Genomic DNA, 17,027 nt, shown 5'->3' with positions numbered 1-17,027 from the left:
CTGTCCTCCGGATAAACATGATTGAGACAGTTCAAAACGTTTTCGGAGAAAAATGTTTCACATGGAACGCAAGAAAAAAACCCGGCTGGCAGCCGGGTTTTTGTTTTCAATTATGAACGGACCGCTTGTTTGCGGAGCACGTCTTTTCTCACTTTTCCAAGGTTGTTTTTCGGAAGTTCGCTGACGAACTCAATGTCCGGAATTTTAAAGGCGGCAAGACGTTCTTGAAGGAATCGGGTCACTTCTTCTTCTGTCAGACCTTCTCTGCCGTTTGTCACGATGAACGCTTTCGGTTTTTCGCCGTAGAGCGGATCAGGGATACCGACAACCGCCGTTTCGAGAATGCCCGGCACTTGCTGAATGACCTCTTCAATCTGGTCGGGATAAATATTGTCGCCGCCGTAGATGATGACATCTTTATAACGTCCGGTGATAAAGATAAATCCGTCTTCATCCACATAGCCGGAATCGCCGGTATGGAACCAGCCGTCTTTCAGCACTTTTCGTGTCGCTTCTTCGTTACCTTCGTAGCCTTTGAATAAAAACGGACTTTTCACAACGACTTCTCCGATTGAACCTTGCGGAAGGAATTCACCTGTTTCCGGATCTACAACGCGGACGTCCACTTCTTCCATCGGTTTACCCGCGGAAGCGGCTTTATCCATTCCCATTTGCGGATTCCAAGAGCTGATGCCCCACGCTTCCGTGCTTCCGTATCCGTGCATGAGCGGAATGCCGATGTCGAGATACTGCTGGATCAGACTGCTTGGCACCTTTGTTCCTCCCGTCATCATATAAACGATAGAAGACATGTCAGTCTGATGCGTTTCCCATGCTTTCAGCAGGTATGTGAAATAGACTGGCAGCGCCATGATGGTTTGAATTTTTTCTTTTTCGATGAGCTTCAGGTTTTCCACAGGGTCCTGATTGTCTGTCATAATGAATGTCGTTCCGCTCATCGTGCCGACCATCTGGCAGATAATCGCGCTCGTATGGTAATTCGGATGGCATGCTAAGAAGCGGACATGCTGCATTCTCCCCGTGTATGCCAATGTCGCGTTTACGTAGTTGTATATGCCGCCGTGAGTGATCATGCAGCGTTTCGGATTGCCGGTTGTACCTGAGGTAAACATCAGCAATGCCGTATCGTTTTCAGACACCGTTTCGACGTCCGGTGTTTCGCCGGAGCCTGTCAATAAAGCGTCAAACTCAGGCGTTGTCTCCGCAGCTGTTCCTGTTACGACCTTCAGTTTAAGAGAAGATGTAAGCGCAGGAAGCACTTCTTCCATGATCTCTTTAAATTCAGTGCCGTAAAAAACAGCTTTCGGTTCACAGGCAGCTAAAATGCCTTTCATTTCGTAAGGTGTTAATTGCCAGCTGACCGGCACAACAACCGCGCCGATTTCGAGTGCCGCAAACATGACAATGGATGCCGCGTGGCCGTTTTTGCAAAGCATCGCCACTCTGTCGCCTTTTTTTATTCCTTTATCAAGAAGCGCTTGTGCAAGCTGGTTGATTCGTTTTCGATATTCCGCGTAGGTCAGGGTATGCGTACCGCTTTTTACAGCTTCGATCTCTTCGCTATTTGAAATGTCATGCAGAATCAGATGCTGTAATGTCTCCATATTTTCATCTCCCATAATGATAAATCACAAAAAAACTCTGTCAGATTTTCTTTCTCACGCAACCCATTTTAAACCAAAAAATATAACTTGTAAAACTATTTTGTTTTAGAACTATTCCATCGGTGAATGATACAATAGTCCCGTGTTTTTAGTTTCTTCCCTTCCCCTTACCCTCATACATGCACAAAAAAACACACCCCACATGAGGTGTGCGCTTCCTGTTTACCGCCGTCCTTTCTCCTGAATAAAATGATAAAACAGCTTGTTTAAACGTTTGTATAAATCGGCTTCATCCTCCGTCTGGAAGGCTTTTATACTGTCTTCAGACTCGATGATGGCCGAACTGACCGCACTTAGTATTTCCGACCCTTCAGCGGGCATATCAGCCGGCGCCATCATCACCAAAGCGCGGTCGACGGTCAGGGAATTTCCGTCCATGCCTTTGACACTGCATGGAGCTGTCAAATCATAAATTTTGAAAAAAGGCGTGACAATTTCTTCATTTTTGAGATGGTACAGGGCCATCGCCGTTCCCGGAATGCCGAGTCCGCCCTGTCGTTCACGCTCAGCAAGGCACTGTGCGGTTTTTCGGGCATTATGAACCAATCCTTCTTGCTCCAGCATGGCAAACAAATGATCTAAAAACAGTTCGTACTCCGTGTTTGAATCAATCGATTTGATCGAAAAGTTCCGCAGCACGCTTTGGATAACCGCCGCGTAATGCGCCATACGGCCGGCCGCTTCCAGCATATCAGGCGTCTCCGGCTGCTTCTCTTCTCTTTTACCGTTTCTTTTTTTGTCAAGAATCAGCGGAATCTTTCTTTTGATGTACTGCTTGACCTGATCAGCGTCTTCTTCGTTTAAAAGCGGACTGACCATGACGTAATCAATGTTTTCATACGGGATCGGAACGGTGGATACGATCATGTCATACGCGGTGATGTCTCGATCCTTCAGTTCGATGAGGGAAGACATATCAAAGGAACGGATTTCCGGAAGCTCTTTTTTCAGCCTGGACGCGAGCATTTTGGACGATCCGATGCCGCTTGAACAGACGATCAGCGCTTTGATCTTCGCTTCTTCCCGTTTGATTTCCAGAGCGGAGCCGAAGTGAAGAACGATGAAAGCGATCTCATCATCAGAGAAAAGAAGCCCCGGAAAGAATTTTTCCATTCCTTCTTCTACGGCCATGTACAGCAGAAAGTAGTCGCGTTTAATTTGCTCAGTCATCGGATTGTACATGTCGATATTTTCTTTTACCCGGTTGATCGCAGGCTCCAGATGGGCGATTAAACCGTCGTATAAAGAACCGTTTTCCGTCAGATCAATTTTAATTTTTTCAGAAATGAAGCCGATCAGCTGCTTCGTTTGCAAGGCCGTTTCAACCTCTATGTCTTCCGGTTTGAATTCCGTTTTGTATTTGCGGTTGGCGCTCCGCAAATGAATGGTGATATATCCGATCTCAGCTTCCGGAATTGAAACGCCGAACGCTTTTTCAAGCTCTTTCGCCATTTCCAGCGCAGAGCCGTACTCCTTCGTCTGCTGCAGCGCTTTTAGTTCCGAATCCTCCATCGTGATGGTTTCTCCGAGCCTGATCCTGTCCATCGCAAAGGTTAAATGAACCGCAAGCGCCATGTATGAGCTGTCAGATAAGGCGATCGCGATTTTTTCCTTGAGCTGAATCAAGAGCCGGTCCATTTTCAAAAGTTCCGCTTTATTTACGACGCCGAACATTTTTTCAGCATCGTCCGGTTTTCCTTTAATATTCAATTCAACCGCTTCCAAAAAGCTCTGAATATCAAGGCGGTTGACGATGAGATTGCCGACGATTTTCCGTTTCGCATTTTCCGGCCCCGTCAGCTGAATGCCGAAGCCCCTTTTTCGGATCAGCGTCAAGCCGAAGGGCGCAATCCAAGTCTCCAGCTCATCCAGGTCATAGCTGATCGTCGCGTTTGTCACTTGCAGTTCGTTCGCCAGACTGTAGAGCTTAATCGGCTCTTGAGACTCTAATAGTGAACATAGAATTAAAAGTTTCCGCTCCTCAGCGCTGTATTCATACTGTTCATAGGACAGGTTTGACAGGAGTTTATGTTTGTCCTCCGGGTTTCCTACCGCTTTCAGTCCTTTGCCGGGCTGTTTATCAAGTGCCAGACCGAATGATTCCATCATCGGTTTGATTGTTTTTAACTCGCGGTGAACGGTTCTTGTGCTGACTTGTAAAGCTTCCGCCAGTTCATGCACTGTCTCGTACCGGTTCTGCAGTAAAAGATGTTTCATTAATTTTTGTTCTCTCGCTGTCATATACATGAAACGCGCCTCCAGATTTTCTAGTTGTGAGAAGTATGGCATATGGGGAGTGCTGCCGGGGAAAGTGGTGTAAGTTATAATATAAAACGCTTTCAATGATTATTCAACCATTTTCAAATGGCAATTTGGCACTGGGCCGTGTGACAGTATTGAAAAAGAAAAATGTGTCAGATAATATGCCATGACGCTTGTTACTCTTGATCCGCACGGCTATACTTCAAAGTGACCTTACTTGTTTTTAGACATTGCACACCACATAAACAAACGCCCGGAAGATAGCTTCCGGGCGTTTGTTCTGTTTATGGAATATCGCAGCCTTGGACACCGGTATAAATCCGGAACCACTGATCATGGCTGAGTTTGTACGCGGATGCACGCACCGCGGCGGAAATGCGGTTCTCTTTTCCGCTGCCGACAATCGGCATGATGTCTGCCGGATGGGTGAACAGCCATGCGTACATGACTTCGTCAATGGAAGCGGCGCCGATTTCTTTCTGTACGGAACGAAGCGCGGCACGGATTCGGACGTCCTTATCTGATTGTCCGGTAAAGACGCTCCCGCCCGCAAGCGGTGACCACGCCATCGGCGGAATGCGTTTTTCCTGACAGAAATCCAGCGTGCCGTCATGAATATTTTCCAGCTCGTACGCCGAGATTTCAATTTGGTTTGTGATAAGCGGATCATCCAAATAGGATTCGAGCATTCTGTACTGGTGCGCTTTAAAGTTCGACACCCCGAAATATCTGACCTTTCCCGAGCTTTTCAGCGCGTGAAACGCTTCAGCCACAGCCTCCGGGTCCATAAGCGGGTCCGGTCTGTGAATGAGCAGCACGTCCAGATAATCCGTATTCAGATTCAAAAGCGACCGCTCCGCCGACGCTAAAATGTGAGACTTCGATGTATTATAATGATGCGACTTGTTTCCGGGCCGTTCCGGTGATTCAATGACAATCCCGCATTTTGTGACGATTTCGATTCGCTCCCTTATTGAAGGTGAAAGGGACAAAGCGCCGCCGAAGAGCTTTTCACACGTATAACCGCCGTATATATCGGCATGGTCGAAGGTGGTGATGCCTTGGCTGATACACCATTCAATCAGATGCAGCAGCTCTCCGTCTGAAACATTCCATTCGTTCAGACGCCAAAGCCCGTGTATCACTCTTGAAAATTCCAGGTCTTCAGCCAATTGAATGCGCTGCATGTGAAATCCCCCTTTTTTCTTAGAGCCTCTTGTATCTCTGTTTTCAGGAATTGCCCATGCTGTTTCATTCTGCTTCGGCAGCCGATTTTCCTTTCAGCCCGCAAAAATCGTCATTTAATGATTCTGAAACTGCTTTTTCGCTTTTTCAACGACGTAATGGCTTCCGCCGCGTTTTTTGACGTCTTGAATCATCATCGCGATCAAAAGGTCTTTCTTTTTATAATCGTAACCGACAAACCAGCCGTTTTCTTTGCCGTCTTTATCTTCTTTAGACGTTTTCAGCTCGGCTGTACCGGTTTTTCCGGCTACGGTAATGCCGCTGACGGCCGGCTGATATGCAGAGCCGCGCGGATCTTCAACGACGCCTCTCAGCCCTTTTGTGATTTCTTCGGCATTGGCTTTCGATACCACTTGCTTATGCCAGATTTGCGGCGTTTTTTCTCCGTCTTTGATCAATGTCGGTTTGACTAGATTTCCGTCTGTTACAAATGCGGTATAGTCAGCCGCTAAGTGCAGCGGAGACATCATCATCTGCCCCTGGCCGTAGCCCGTATCTCCGAGAAGGATCTCGGAATCAAGCTTGCCGTTAGCGATTGAAGACTTTTCAATCGGAAATTGGTACGGAATCTCTTCATCAAAGCCAAATGTTTTTAATCCTTTTGTAAACGCGTCCGCTCCGGCATCTATGGCATTTTGCGCAAAGTAGATGTTGTCCGATGTGATCAGCGCGTTTTCGAGATCCACTTCATTCAGGCGCTCTGATACGCGTGTGACATGGTAACCGCCCCAGCTTGAATCTTTCTGCCACTCTTTTCCGGTGATTTTTTTCTTTTCCGACGCTTTCAATGTGCCGTTTGTCAGGCCGACTGCCGCGGCAATCGGTTTAATCGTTGATCCCGGCGCATAAAGTTTGTTGAATTTCGCTGAAAACGGATTGTTTTTATCTTCATTCAGCTTTTTCCATTCTTTTCCGCTCCAGCCGAAAATAAAGCCGTTCGGGTCATAAGACGGTGCGCTGACGAGCGCGAGTGTCTCTCCCGTTTGCGGTTCGAGGGCGACTGCCGCTCCGCTGTCATCTTTCATAGAATCATACAGCTTCGTCTGCGTTTTCATGTCAATCGTTACATGAATATCCTGCCCGCTTTCGGCTTTCTTTTCAGCAATGACCTCACCTGTTTGCGGGACGTAAATTTTCCAGCCGGCCGTGCCGCGCAGCTTGTCTTCATATACATTCTCAAGGCCGGCGATGCCGATTTTGGAAGTATCGCTGTATTGGCCGTCTTTCGCTTTTTTCAGCTGCTCCGCTGTGATGGTTTTAATATAGCCGGTCAGATGGGCCGCTTTTTCGCCGTACGGATAGTAGCGGGAGCTGACTTTCGTTTTCGTCACGCCGTCTAATGCGAGCAGGCTTTTGACCTTGCTTTCATCATCCGGTCTGATTTTTTGAATCGGGACATAGGAGTCGTCTTTTACCCAGCCCTGGTTCAGTTTGCTTTTGATATCGTCTTCAGAAAGGTCCAGTTTTTCAGACAGTTTTTTGATCACGCTGTCTTTATCCTTGCCGAGTTTTCCAGGGATAATGCCGATTTCCGGCACCTCGGTATTCACGGCGAGACCTTTTCCGTCTTTGTCGTAAATTTGTCCGCGCTTCGGTTCCTCATTTGCGATCTGCACGGTTTTGTCATCGGAAAGCTGTTTGAAAATAAAAGAAGGATTCCAGTCGATGTTCCATGATTCTCCATCGTCTGTTTTTTCTTTTTTCAGGACGGCCGTGTTTTCAAAAGCGACCTTCCCTGCTTTTGTATCCATGCTGACCTTATAATCGATGTGCTGGAGGTCATCTTTTTTCTTGTCGTCTTCGTCCTGTTTTTCGGCAGTGACTTTCAGATTTTTAACCCCTGCTTGTTCATAAATTGTTTCATATCGTTTTACAAAATCCTTTTTGGATAGCTTTTTCTTTTCATCCTGGGTGAGACTTTGGTACATCTTATCGTAATGACCGCTGTTCCAGTCTTTTACAAAATCTTTCATTCTGTCTTCGGCCGATTCCGTTTTCGAGCAGCCGATCAAACCTATGATTCCTGCGAGTAAAAGTAATAGGTATAACCCTTTTTTCACTGTCTATTCCCCTGCCTTCCAACTGTTATTTTCTCCTAAACCAAATCAGGCTGGCAAGGATTTTTTTCTCATAGTGTTTAAAATTTTTTTGTTTTTCCGGCCGTCACGGGCCATATTCTTATACAATGTATCTATTAAAAAAGGGGGAATTTCAGATGATCAGAGAAGCAGCCATGCTTTATGTAAAAGAAGGTCTTGAGGGGGAATTCGAAGAGGCATTCCGCCGGGCGGAGCCGATTATCGCGGGCATGAAAGGTTATCTGTCCCATTCCTTATCCAAATGTATGGAAAAGACGCATAAATATTTGCTGCTTGTGGAATGGGAGACATTAGAAGATCATACAAAAGGCTTTCGCGGATCGCCGGAATATCAGGAATGGAAAGCCTTACTGCACCGTTTTTATTCACCATTTCCCGTTGTGGAGCATTTTCAGGATCTATCAGACTCAGATCGCGTGAAGCGTAAAACCGATTAAGGAGATTGACCATACAAAAACGGCGGTATAGATATTGAATTTCCCGGAGCCGTCGTTTTCTTTCCGTTTTTCCTCCAGCCCCTGAATGAACATGACCGCACCGAGAAACACGAGCATAACCGGCTGTATGACAGAGGTATGTTCCGCATACGTAAATGCGGCGGCCGCAAGTATAATAATCAGCATCGCGAGTGACAGTTTTAAGGCGCGCAGCAAAGCAATCCATCCTTTCTGTTATCATTTTTTGAACACAATTCTATTTCTGTCTTTATCCCCCATTATTCTAGCGTATTTTTTGCGCGGATAGAACGAAAGTCGGACAATTTTAAGTTTGTTTTAAGGAGCACGAAAAGCGCGCTCCCGATGAAAAGGAGCACGCGGTTATGAGCGGGCGAGGCTTCCGTATCCGAGCCCCCGCAGGACGCATGCCATGACTTCATATCCCTTGCTGTTGGGGTGTACGCGGTCATGAGAGAGATATTCATTCATTTTTCCTTTGAAAGCGCTGTGGACGTCGGCGATTTTGACGTGCGGCGCCGATGCGAGTGTGCTGAGGTGCGCATTATAAGAGGATATCCATTTTTCTGCAATGGAGATGCCCGGGAAAGGATTGTATAAATTAAAGACGCGGATCTCATAAGGAGACGGGTGCGGCCCTTTTAAGGCAGCGATCTTGGCTATCATCTTTTCAAAGTTCTCATGGCAGTGACTGGACACGCTGGTGAACACCGAAGCGTCCGATGTTTGCTGATATGCCTGAACTGAATCGATCAAATCGTTGCCGCAGCCTGTAATCGTAATCATATCAGCAGCCTGAATCCGCCTCTGAATGTACGGCAAGGACATAAGCCCGAGAATTTCTCCCGTCTCAAGGCCTGATTTGGCAAAGATGGATACGTCGGTTCTTGTCTGTAAATCTTCTGCCATCATACGCCCGAACCGCTGGACAAAACCGGCGGAAAACGGCCCGGATCCCCTTCCCGTCGTCAAAGAATCCCCCAGCGCCGTATAAACAAGTCCCATTTACTTTCCTCCACTCGTTACTATCGATATTGTAATGTACGCGAGTGAAGAAAAATTGGCTCGGTCAATAACCCAATTTCTCAGAAATATGCTGTGCGGCGTTTTTGACCTTTTCGGTTAAATACGGCAGCCTGTCCTCTGAAAACCGGGCTTCGAAGCCGGCGATGCTGATTCCGGCAGCCACCTTACCTTCGTGATTGAAAATCGGCGCCCCGATCGCCGCCGTGTAATCTTCTAATTCCGAATAGCTGATCGTATAACCTGATTGTAAGGATCTTTCAATAGATTGAAGCAGTTCAGCCCGATCCGTCATCGTGCCTGAGGCGATTGCGGCAAGCTTTGTCTTCTGAATGTATGTGTCAATCTCCTCTTTTGGCAGAAACGATAGAATGCTTCTGGCGCACGCTCCCGCGTACAGCGGCGACCGGCGGCCGATTGCCGTATACAGGCGGACGGTTTGGGTGCCTTCAATTTTCTCGACGTAAATAGCTTCATCCCCGTCCCTCATGATCAGCTGAACGGCCTCATCCACTTCGCCGCACAGCTCTTCCATAATCGGTTTGGCTATTTTCCTGATGTCCAGACGTTCAGAGACGAGCTGGCCGAATTGTAAAAAGATCAGACCAAGCTGATAACGGCCGTCCGCCGCCCGGGTGAGAAACCCCGTTTCCTCCAGTGAGCTTGCCATCCGGTGAACCGAGGTCTTCGGCATTTCCGATAGAGAAACCAGTTCATTTAAGCTCAGGCTCGGTTCAGTCAGAAACAAATGAAGCAGTTCCATTGATTTGATGACGGTTTTGTTTAAGTTTTCCATGGTCTTTAGCCCCTTTGTCAGATCAGCCATTCCATTTTGAGCCTTGCTTTCAGCTCCTTCAGCTGCTGTTCCTTCTCCAAAAGCAGCATTTCCGCTTCCTCCAGCGAAACGGCCCGGAACGTGATATGTTCCCCCGGCATCGTTTGGGCGACGAGAGGAAGATCGGCGGATATGATATGCGCCATCCGCGGATAGCCCCCCGTCGTCTGTCTGTCAGCCAGCAGAATAATCGGATTGCCGTCCGGAGGCACCTGCACCGTTCCGAACGTCACGGCCTCAGATACCATCTCCAGCGGCTCCCGCAATTCAAGCGGAGCGCCCTTCAGCCGGTAGCCCATTCGGTCGGATTGAGGCGTGACCGTATATGACTCTTGATAAAAACGCAATTTTGCTTCTTCTGTAAAAGCGTGAAATTGAGCGCCTTCAAGCACTCGTATGACCGGATTTTTTTTCAGCGGCAGAAACCCTCTGCTGCTGACAGACCAATCAGGCGCTGAGAAACCATGCTGTCCGAAAGAATCGCTCAGACGGTACGCGATTGATTCCGAACACGGCGTCATACGGCCGAGCGGCAGCTCATCATCTTTTTGCAGCGCTCTTCCGCAAAAGCCGCCGATCCCCGCTCTGACATACGTGCTTTTGCTTTCCATGACGGCGGGCACGTCAAATCCCCCCGCGACGGCGAGATATGCGCGGCTCCCCATCTTGCACGGCCCGAATGAAACGACACTGTTTTCCTTTATCAAAACCGGTTTCCACAGAGGAGCGGGCTCCCCATTAATATGAAGGGTAAAATCAGCTCCCGTGACGGCAATAACCGCAGGTTCTGAAAATTCAAAGGAAGGCCCGGGCCCCATGAGCGTAATTTCCAGTCCCGCCTCTTTTTCTTGATTTCCGGCAAGAAGATTGGCGATGCGCAGAGAGATCGTATCCATTGCGCCGCTTCCCAGCACACCGTATTTCTGATAACCCGTGCGTCCCGTGTCCTGAACCGTCGTCAAGAGACCGGGCTTTATCACTTTCATACTCATTCGGCTCCCTCCTTGATGCAGCTGTATTCCTCTGCCGTGATCCGGACGAATTTCACCGTATCGCCCGCTCTCAAAAGACTCGGCGGATGTTCTTCCGGCCTGAAAAGCCGGAGCGGGGTGCTGCCGATCAGCTGCCAGCCGCCGGGAGTGGATATCGGATACACACCGGTCTGCATTCCCGCGATTCCTACTGAACCGGCCGGGATGGACGGCCTTGGTGACGCCTTTCTCGGCGCTCTGATCCGCTCAGACATTCCTCCTAAAAACGGAAATCCCGGCGCAAATCCGAGCATATAAACGAGATATTCGCCTTCAGTATGAATGCGGATGACGTCTTCCGGGGTCAGATCGTTCATCTCAGCGACCTCTTCTAAATCGGGACCGAAATCACCGCCGTAGCAAACGGGGATTTCCATCACCCGGCGCTCTTCCTGGCGGTCGGTCATTATATGGCTGAGACGTTCTGTCACTTCTTTCTTGACCAGGGCAAAAGGAGAAACGCCTTTTTTTATGTTTGAGACGGCATACATATCATAAAAGATCGTTAGGCTTGTGAATGCCGGAATACATTCAACGAAGCCCGGAAACGGCCGTTCTTCCATACAGGCTGCCGCCGCATGCACCCGGCTGTTGACCTCTTCGCTGATGTGCCCGCCAAAGCGGATGATAACGGCGGAATCACCGTACGGCTGTATATCAAGCGCTGTATTTCCGCTATACTGCATCATTGTCATCACCTCGTTGTATTCTTTCTCACTTACAGGACAGCAAGCGATTCATTTCGTATATCGGTGATCAGCATGTGCCCCGGTGAATGTGTTATCACAATATCAGGCTTTGCTTCCATGATCACCGCCTGGGGTGTAACGCCGCAAGCCCAGAATACGGGAACTTCACCTTCCCGCACCGTTACGGCATCTCCGAAATCCGGCTGTTGCAAATCGCTGATACCGATGCTTTGCGGATTTCCGATGCGGACGGGGGCGCCGTGCACGGCGGGAAAACGTGACGTGACCTGCGCCGCGCGGACTGCAAGCCTTTCCGGAATCGGTCTCATGCTGACGACCATCTTTCCCGAAAACGGGCCGGCGGGAACACAGTCAATATTTGTTTTATACATGGGAACGTTCACGCCTTCATCAATATGCCTGATTGGAATGTGCTGATTAATAAGGGCTTGCTCGAATGAAAAACTGCAGCCGATCAAAAACCCGACATCATCATCCCTCCAATACGGCGTAATATCCGTTACCTCTTCAGTAAGCACGCCATGCCGATAAATCCTGTATTTCGGCAAATCCGTCCGGATATCAGCTCCCTGCGCAGCTATTGCCGGAACGGGTGAACCCGCATCCGTCACGTCAAGCACCGGACAAGGCTTTTGATTGCGCTGGCAGAATAAGAGAAAATCAAAGGCAAGATCCTTTTGCAAAACGACGAGATTGGCTTGTGCGTAAGAAGCGGCCATCCCCGCCGTCGGCCCGGTCATCTGCCCCTTTCTGATCAGCTGTCTGACTTCTTCGGGGCTCATGTCACTCATATGGTTTTTCATATCATCAGCTCCATAGCTGCGGCATTTGCGTGAATAATGTATAGATGCCCATAACCGCCATGACAACCACTACGATCGCCCCTGCAATCGTGAGCCAGATCGGATGCTTGTAATCGCCGACGATTTTTTTCTTATAAGCGCCCAACAGAATCATCGCTAATGCAAGCGGCAGAATTAAGCCGTTAAGCGAACCGACCGCGACCAAAATTTTAGCAGGCTGGCCGATCGTAACAAAAATAAGAGTGGATACGATGATAAAACCGATAATTACGCCATGTGAGTGCTTTTCGATTTTTGTTGAAAATGATTTGAAAAATGATACCGATGTATAGGCGGCGCCGATGACAGACGTGATAGCGGCAGACCACATGATGACGCCGAAAATTTTATAGCCTACATTTCCCGCCGCAAGCCGGAATACAGAAGCCGCCGGATTATCAGGATCAATGCTCAGGCCCTTTGAGACGACGCCGAGCACGGCGAGAAACAGGGCAATCCGCATAACAGATGTAATCAATACGCCTGTGATGGAGCTTTTCGTGACCTGAGGAATGACTTCTTTCCCTTGGATGCCTGAATCAAGCAAACGGTGGCCTCCGGCAAATGTAATGTACCCGCCGACTGTGCCGCCGACAAGCGTCACGATCGCCAGCACACTGATATGATCAGGCATAAAAGTTTTCACAACGGCGTGTCCGACGGGCGGAGCCGTCGTTACGGCAACATACACCGTCAATACGATCATGACGATTCCGGCGATCTGCATAAAACGGTCCATGACTTTTCCGGCTTCCTTTATGACAAAAATCAGCACCGCGACCGCTGCGCTGATTAAAGCGCCGATCTCCGGTTTGATTCCGAATAATACTTGAAGACCGAGACCCGCGCCGCCGATGTTTCCGATATTAAACGCAAGTCCGCCGAGCATGACCAGAAAAGCAATGGCATAACCGGCGCCCGGAAGCACCATATTGGCAATCTCTTGGCCGCGTTTTCCGGAAACCGCGATAATCCGCCATACATTGGTTTGCGCGAAAATGTCCAAAATAATAGAAATTAAAATGATAAAGCCGAAGCTTGCCGCCAATGTATTGGTAAACGTTGCCGTTTGCGTCAGAAAGCCGGGCCCGATTGATGATGTCGCCATCAAAAATGTCGCGCCTAAAAGAATCGACCATTTGCCGGAAGCCTTTCCGGCTGTTTTTTTCTTTTGCTCCATGCTGTCTTCCTCCCTCTGCTGCTCAGTCTTTTGCAAGCGCGCTGATTTGAATGTCTGCCGCTTTTAATTCTTTTTTGATTGTTTTTGCGAATGTGAGGGCGTGGGCTCCGTCTCCGTGAATGCAGACCGTGTCCGCTTTCAGGCTTACAGCTTGTCCCTTACGTGATGTCACCGTGCTGTCTTTCACCATTTGAATCACTTGACCGACCGCTTTTTTGTCATCCTGAATCAGCGCATCCGGCTCTGAACGCGGCGTCAGCGTGCCGTCTTCCTGATAGGTGCGGTCCGCAAACACTTCGCTTGCCGTCCTCAGTCCGATTCGATCTCCCGCTTTAATCAGCTCGCTTCCGGAAAGCCCGAAAAGAATAAGCCCGGGATCAAAATGACAGACCGCCTGAGCGATGGCTTCTGACAGGCCGGGATTGACGGCGGCCATATTATATAAAGCACCGTGCGGCTTCACATGCTGCATCTCGACACCTTCTGCTTTTAAAAACCCTGACAGCGCGCCGATTTGGTACAGCGTCAGATCATACGCTTCCTCGGGTGTAATCGCGATCTGCCGCCGCCCGAATCCCTGCAGATCGAACAGCCCGGGATGAGCGCCGATTTTCACGCCTTTTTCCGCCGCAAGCGCAACCGTTTTGCGCATCACGCTGGGATCACCCGCATGAAAGCCGCAGGCGATGTTTGCAGATGTCACATAATCCAAAATCTCTTCATCCAGTCCGATTTTATAAGCACCGAAACTCTCTCCTAAATCACAATTGATGTCAATCTGAAACATAAGATCCCTCCTGTATTGTAAACGTTTTATATTATTATCATTCCGCTATTCGGAATGACTATTCCGAATTGTTGAATTTCTCTTCATTATATTTAATTCTGACAGGTTTGAACATCCTTTTGTCAGAAAACCTACCATGGACCTAGTCATAAATCTGACAAAACAAAAAAAAAGAGAGCCTCATACTGAGACTCTCTCTTTTTTCTATTATAACACCCAGTGGCGGATCGCTTTGGCAACCCCGTTTTCCGTGTTGACATCAGTCACCCAGTCAGCTGTTTCTTTCACAATGTCCTGCGCATTCCCCATGGCGACGCCGACACCCGCTTTTTCAATCATGGCAATGTCATTCAGACTGTCACCCATGGCCATCACATTTTCCATCGTGAAGCCGAGTTTTTCCGATACCTTCGCCAGCGCAGCCGCTTTGTTGATACCGAGGGCATTGACTTCGATGTTGATCGGGCTGGAGTTTGTGATCTCGAGCTCCTTGTATTCCTTGAGCTCTTTCAGCACCTCATTCCGCACTTCGTCATCCTCGATTTCGAATCCGAACTTGAGCCACTGATGATCCGTAATCGTTTCCGGGAATTCCCCTCTCCACACTCTATCGACGGTAGAGGCCCAGAAATTCGTGTTGTGCTTATTCCTCAGATCCCATAATTTTTGAATATGATCGGTATGAAGAAGCTTGCGCTCAACCAGCTCAAAGTTGGAATCCCAGATTTCGCTGCCGTTTGCCGTGATTAAAAAGGATGACAGCTCGAGAGACTCAGCCAGTTCGCGGCAGGTCATCAGCGTGCGTCCTGTGCTGATGACGACGTGAATTCCTTTCGCCTCCGCTTCCTTGATCGCCCGCCGGTTTTCCTCCGGGATGAGCTGCTCGTCATTGAGCAGGGTTCCGTCCATATCAATCGCGATCAGTTTAATATCTGCGTCTTCTCTTTGTATCGGCATATATGTACCTCACTTTTTATAATGTAGTCGTCTCTATTTTAATACATATGACCCACAGGAACAAAAAACCGCTTCCTGCGTTTGGCGGGGAGAACGTTGAGGAAAAGAAATATTGAGGTGATAGAGGATGAAAGAAAGAAAACAAAAGAACAAACCGAATGAAAATCCTGAACATCATGATTTAACCGATCCGATTCCGCTGGAAGAGCTGAAGGAAAACGCCAATGACGAAAAACACAAACATGACCAAAGGGACAATTCACAGAGTGAAAGAGATTATGATACAAAATAACACGCTTGTCCGAAAGCCGCCGATGGAGGCGGCTTTTTTTACGATGGCTGGATAAATATGCTGAGCTCAGCTTCCGCCACAGGCTTCCCGGCAACGGACGCTTTCGCCCGGCCGAACACAAAACCGCGCCTGATTCGCGTGACCTCAAACAAAAGATCCAGACGGTCTCCCGGCAAAGCGGCACCTAACCTTTCCGCTTTCTTCACCGCGGATAAGAGACCGAGGCTGTCACCGCCGGTAATTCCCGCGCAAGCCGCCGTTTGGGCCATTGCTTCAACGACGAGCGAAAATGGCATCTCTCTTTGGGATTCAGTTATAAACCAGTCATTTTCACTGATGTTTTTGTAAGCAGCCGCCCATTTTCCGGCTTCACTGTTCGTCGTGCCGTCAATCAAAAGAAACGGAAAACGATGGGGCAATAGCTTCTGATTCATCACGCAGCCTCCTTTCCCTCTTATTATAACGCAAGAAAAAACCCGCGTCCCCCGACGCGGGTTCATTTTTATTGATTGAGCTTTTTGAGCACGATGCCGTGCAGCGGTTCATGCGGCTGAATACCGCAAATGTCTTGAAGAACGCGGCTCGTGCCTTTTTCCGCGATAAGCTTTTGCAGCTCAACCGCTTCCGGATCATCCTGATAGTCAAAGCGCAGGGCGGCGGCGATGCCTTCTGCCAGCGCGTTCGGTTCTTTTATTTTTTTGGCCGGCCCTACTAATCTGTCATTCGCTCCGAGTTTTCTGAGCGGTGATCTGGCGACCCTCGTCACATCATCCGTGATGTATTCATTTTCAAAGCGGCCGATGATTTTTTTCATGTACTGCTCGTGTTCGGATTGCTTAAAGCCGTACGCTTTCACCAAGTACTCGCCCGTTTCTGAAAGTGCATCGTACACGACACGCCGGATTTCCGGATGGCCGATGGCCTCTTTGACGGTTTTTAATCCGCGCTGATAGCCGACGTACGCCGTAACGGCATGACCGGTATTGACGGTAAACAGCTTTCTCTCGATGAAAGGCGTAAGATCATCCGTAAACAACGCGCCTTCCAGTACCGGCTGACCGCCGGCAAAGCCGGTTCTGTCTATGACCCATTCAAAAAACGGTTCTACGGATACTTTCAGCGGATCTTCATGGTGCTGAATCGGCACGATCCGATCTACCGCAGAATCCGGGAAGCCGACCGTCCGGTTCACGAGTTCCCGCTCCGCTTCCGTCAAATGTCCGAAAACTTCTTTTTTCAGAAAACTGCTGCCGCCGATCATATTTTCACAGGCAATGATATTGAGAGGCTCAGAGGACGTTCTGCGCTTCAGCCCTTCCGCGATGGACGGGGCGATGAGTCTGAGAACGTTCGGGCCCACCGCCGTCGTAATGATCGCCGCTTCATTGATCAGCCCGTACAGCTCTTGTTCTTGCACCGCGCTGTTGATCGCTGAAACAGGGCCGATGATTTCTGTCTGCCGGCCGCCGTCGGCAAGCTCCACGGTATATTCCTTCTTTTCATTGAGAAGGCTGACCATCGTTTCATTCACATCAGCGAAAACTACTTCATAGCCGGAATGATGGAGCAGGGCGCCGATAAAGCCCCGCCCGATGTTTCCCGCTCCGAAATGAAGGGCAATCAT

Annotated in this window: 17 protein-coding genes; 2 read left to right on the top strand and 15 right to left on the bottom strand. The window is 49.0% G+C overall.

Going from position 1 to position 17,027, the window contains the following annotated elements:
* Positions 1–110: 110 nt before the first annotated feature.
* From SB847_RS17380 to SB847_RS17365, 4 genes are all read right to left on the bottom strand, one after another.
* Entirely contained in the window at positions 111–1,625 is a 1,515-nt protein-coding gene (locus SB847_RS17380; RefSeq protein ID WP_266121982.1) for a class I adenylate-forming enzyme family protein, read from the bottom strand.
* A 222-nt stretch (positions 1,626–1,847) separates the two neighbouring features.
* Positions 1,848–3,932 (bottom strand): BglG family transcription antiterminator, encoded by a 2,085-nt coding sequence (locus tag SB847_RS17375; RefSeq protein WP_410578186.1) that lies wholly within the window; start codon positions 3,930–3,932, stop codon positions 1,848–1,850.
* Between the two features lie 299 nt (positions 3,933–4,231).
* Positions 4,232–5,134 carry an aldo/keto reductase gene (locus SB847_RS17370; RefSeq protein ID WP_410564657.1) on the bottom strand — a complete coding sequence of 301 codons (903 nt, stop codon included), beginning with the start codon at positions 5,132–5,134 and terminating at the stop codon, positions 4,232–4,234.
* Between the two features lie 114 nt (positions 5,135–5,248).
* Positions 5,249–7,252: a penicillin-binding transpeptidase domain-containing protein gene (locus SB847_RS17365; RefSeq protein ID WP_038463613.1), complete on the bottom strand. Its 2,004-nt coding sequence runs from the start codon at positions 7,250–7,252 to the stop codon at positions 5,249–5,251.
* A 155-nt stretch (positions 7,253–7,407) separates the two neighbouring features.
* On the opposite strand from SB847_RS17365, the gene SB847_RS17360 reads away from it, so the two are divergent.
* Positions 7,408–7,728, top strand: coding sequence for an antibiotic biosynthesis monooxygenase family protein (locus SB847_RS17360; RefSeq protein ID WP_003156282.1), 321 nt, complete (start codon positions 7,408–7,410; stop codon positions 7,726–7,728).
* On the opposite strand, the gene SB847_RS17355 is transcribed toward SB847_RS17360, so the two are convergent.
* The 9 genes from SB847_RS17355 to SB847_RS17315 form a co-directional block, all read right to left on the bottom strand.
* Positions 7,699–7,914, bottom strand: coding sequence for a YczI family protein (locus tag SB847_RS17355; protein ID WP_369719110.1), 216 nt, complete (start codon positions 7,912–7,914; stop codon positions 7,699–7,701). The genes SB847_RS17360 and SB847_RS17355 overlap by 30 nt on opposite strands.
* Positions 7,915–8,109: 195 nt before the next feature.
* Positions 8,110–8,751: a spore germination lipase LipC gene (lipC, locus tag SB847_RS17350; protein WP_007609458.1), complete on the bottom strand. Its 642-nt coding sequence runs from the start codon at positions 8,749–8,751 to the stop codon at positions 8,110–8,112.
* Positions 8,752–8,815: 64 nt separating this feature from the next.
* Positions 8,816–9,565 carry an IclR family transcriptional regulator gene (locus SB847_RS17345; RefSeq protein ID WP_045206794.1) on the bottom strand — a complete coding sequence of 250 codons (750 nt, stop codon included), beginning with the start codon at positions 9,563–9,565 and terminating at the stop codon, positions 8,816–8,818.
* Between the two features lie 17 nt (positions 9,566–9,582).
* Entirely contained in the window at positions 9,583–10,590 is a 1,008-nt protein-coding gene (locus SB847_RS17340) for a 5-oxoprolinase subunit C family protein (protein WP_342019362.1), read from the bottom strand.
* 2 nt (positions 10,591–10,592) lie between these two features.
* Positions 10,593–11,324, bottom strand: a complete 732-nt coding sequence (gene pxpB / locus SB847_RS17335) for a 5-oxoprolinase subunit PxpB (protein WP_410564653.1) — start codon at positions 11,322–11,324, stop codon at positions 10,593–10,595.
* Between the two features lie 29 nt (positions 11,325–11,353).
* Positions 11,354–12,148 carry a putative hydro-lyase gene (locus SB847_RS17330; RefSeq protein WP_410564651.1) on the bottom strand — a complete coding sequence of 265 codons (795 nt, stop codon included), beginning with the start codon at positions 12,146–12,148 and terminating at the stop codon, positions 11,354–11,356.
* Positions 12,149–12,152: 4 nt separating this feature from the next.
* A complete protein-coding gene (locus tag SB847_RS17325) occupies positions 12,153–13,367 on the bottom strand; it encodes an NRAMP family divalent metal transporter (RefSeq protein ID WP_224182015.1) in 1,215 nt (404 codons plus the stop codon).
* A gap of 22 nt (positions 13,368–13,389) precedes the next feature.
* Positions 13,390–14,154 carry a 5-oxoprolinase subunit PxpA gene (locus SB847_RS17320; protein ID WP_007609444.1) on the bottom strand — a complete coding sequence of 255 codons (765 nt, stop codon included), beginning with the start codon at positions 14,152–14,154 and terminating at the stop codon, positions 13,390–13,392.
* Positions 14,155–14,361: 207 nt separating this feature from the next.
* Entirely contained in the window at positions 14,362–15,111 is a 750-nt protein-coding gene (locus SB847_RS17315) for a Cof-type HAD-IIB family hydrolase (RefSeq protein WP_003156292.1), read from the bottom strand.
* Between the two features lie 127 nt (positions 15,112–15,238).
* Between SB847_RS17315 and SB847_RS17310 the strand changes: the two genes are divergently transcribed.
* Positions 15,239–15,403 carry a hypothetical protein gene (locus SB847_RS17310; RefSeq protein ID WP_003156294.1) on the top strand — a complete coding sequence of 55 codons (165 nt, stop codon included), beginning with the start codon at positions 15,239–15,241 and terminating at the stop codon, positions 15,401–15,403.
* Between the two features lie 38 nt (positions 15,404–15,441).
* On the opposite strand, the gene SB847_RS17305 is transcribed toward SB847_RS17310, so the two are convergent.
* Together SB847_RS17305 and SB847_RS17300 are read right to left on the bottom strand one after the other, a co-directional pair.
* The gene (locus SB847_RS17305) at positions 15,442–15,837 is read right to left on the bottom strand and encodes a 3-hydroxyacyl-ACP dehydratase FabZ family protein (RefSeq protein WP_082998978.1); all 396 of its coding nucleotides are present in this window, start codon (positions 15,835–15,837) and stop codon (positions 15,442–15,444) included.
* A 68-nt stretch (positions 15,838–15,905) separates the two neighbouring features.
* Complete coding sequence (locus SB847_RS17300) at positions 15,906–17,027, bottom strand: mannitol-1-phosphate 5-dehydrogenase (RefSeq protein WP_410564647.1); 1,122 nt, start codon at positions 17,025–17,027, stop codon at positions 15,906–15,908.

Source organism: Bacillus sp. SIMBA_026 (genome assembly GCF_046535335.1).
GTDB classification, from domain to species: Bacteria; Bacillota; Bacilli; order Bacillales; family Bacillaceae; genus Bacillus; species Bacillus velezensis.
Note: the sequence above shows the minus strand (reverse complement) of the source record. Positions and strands in the feature narration are given on the sequence as shown.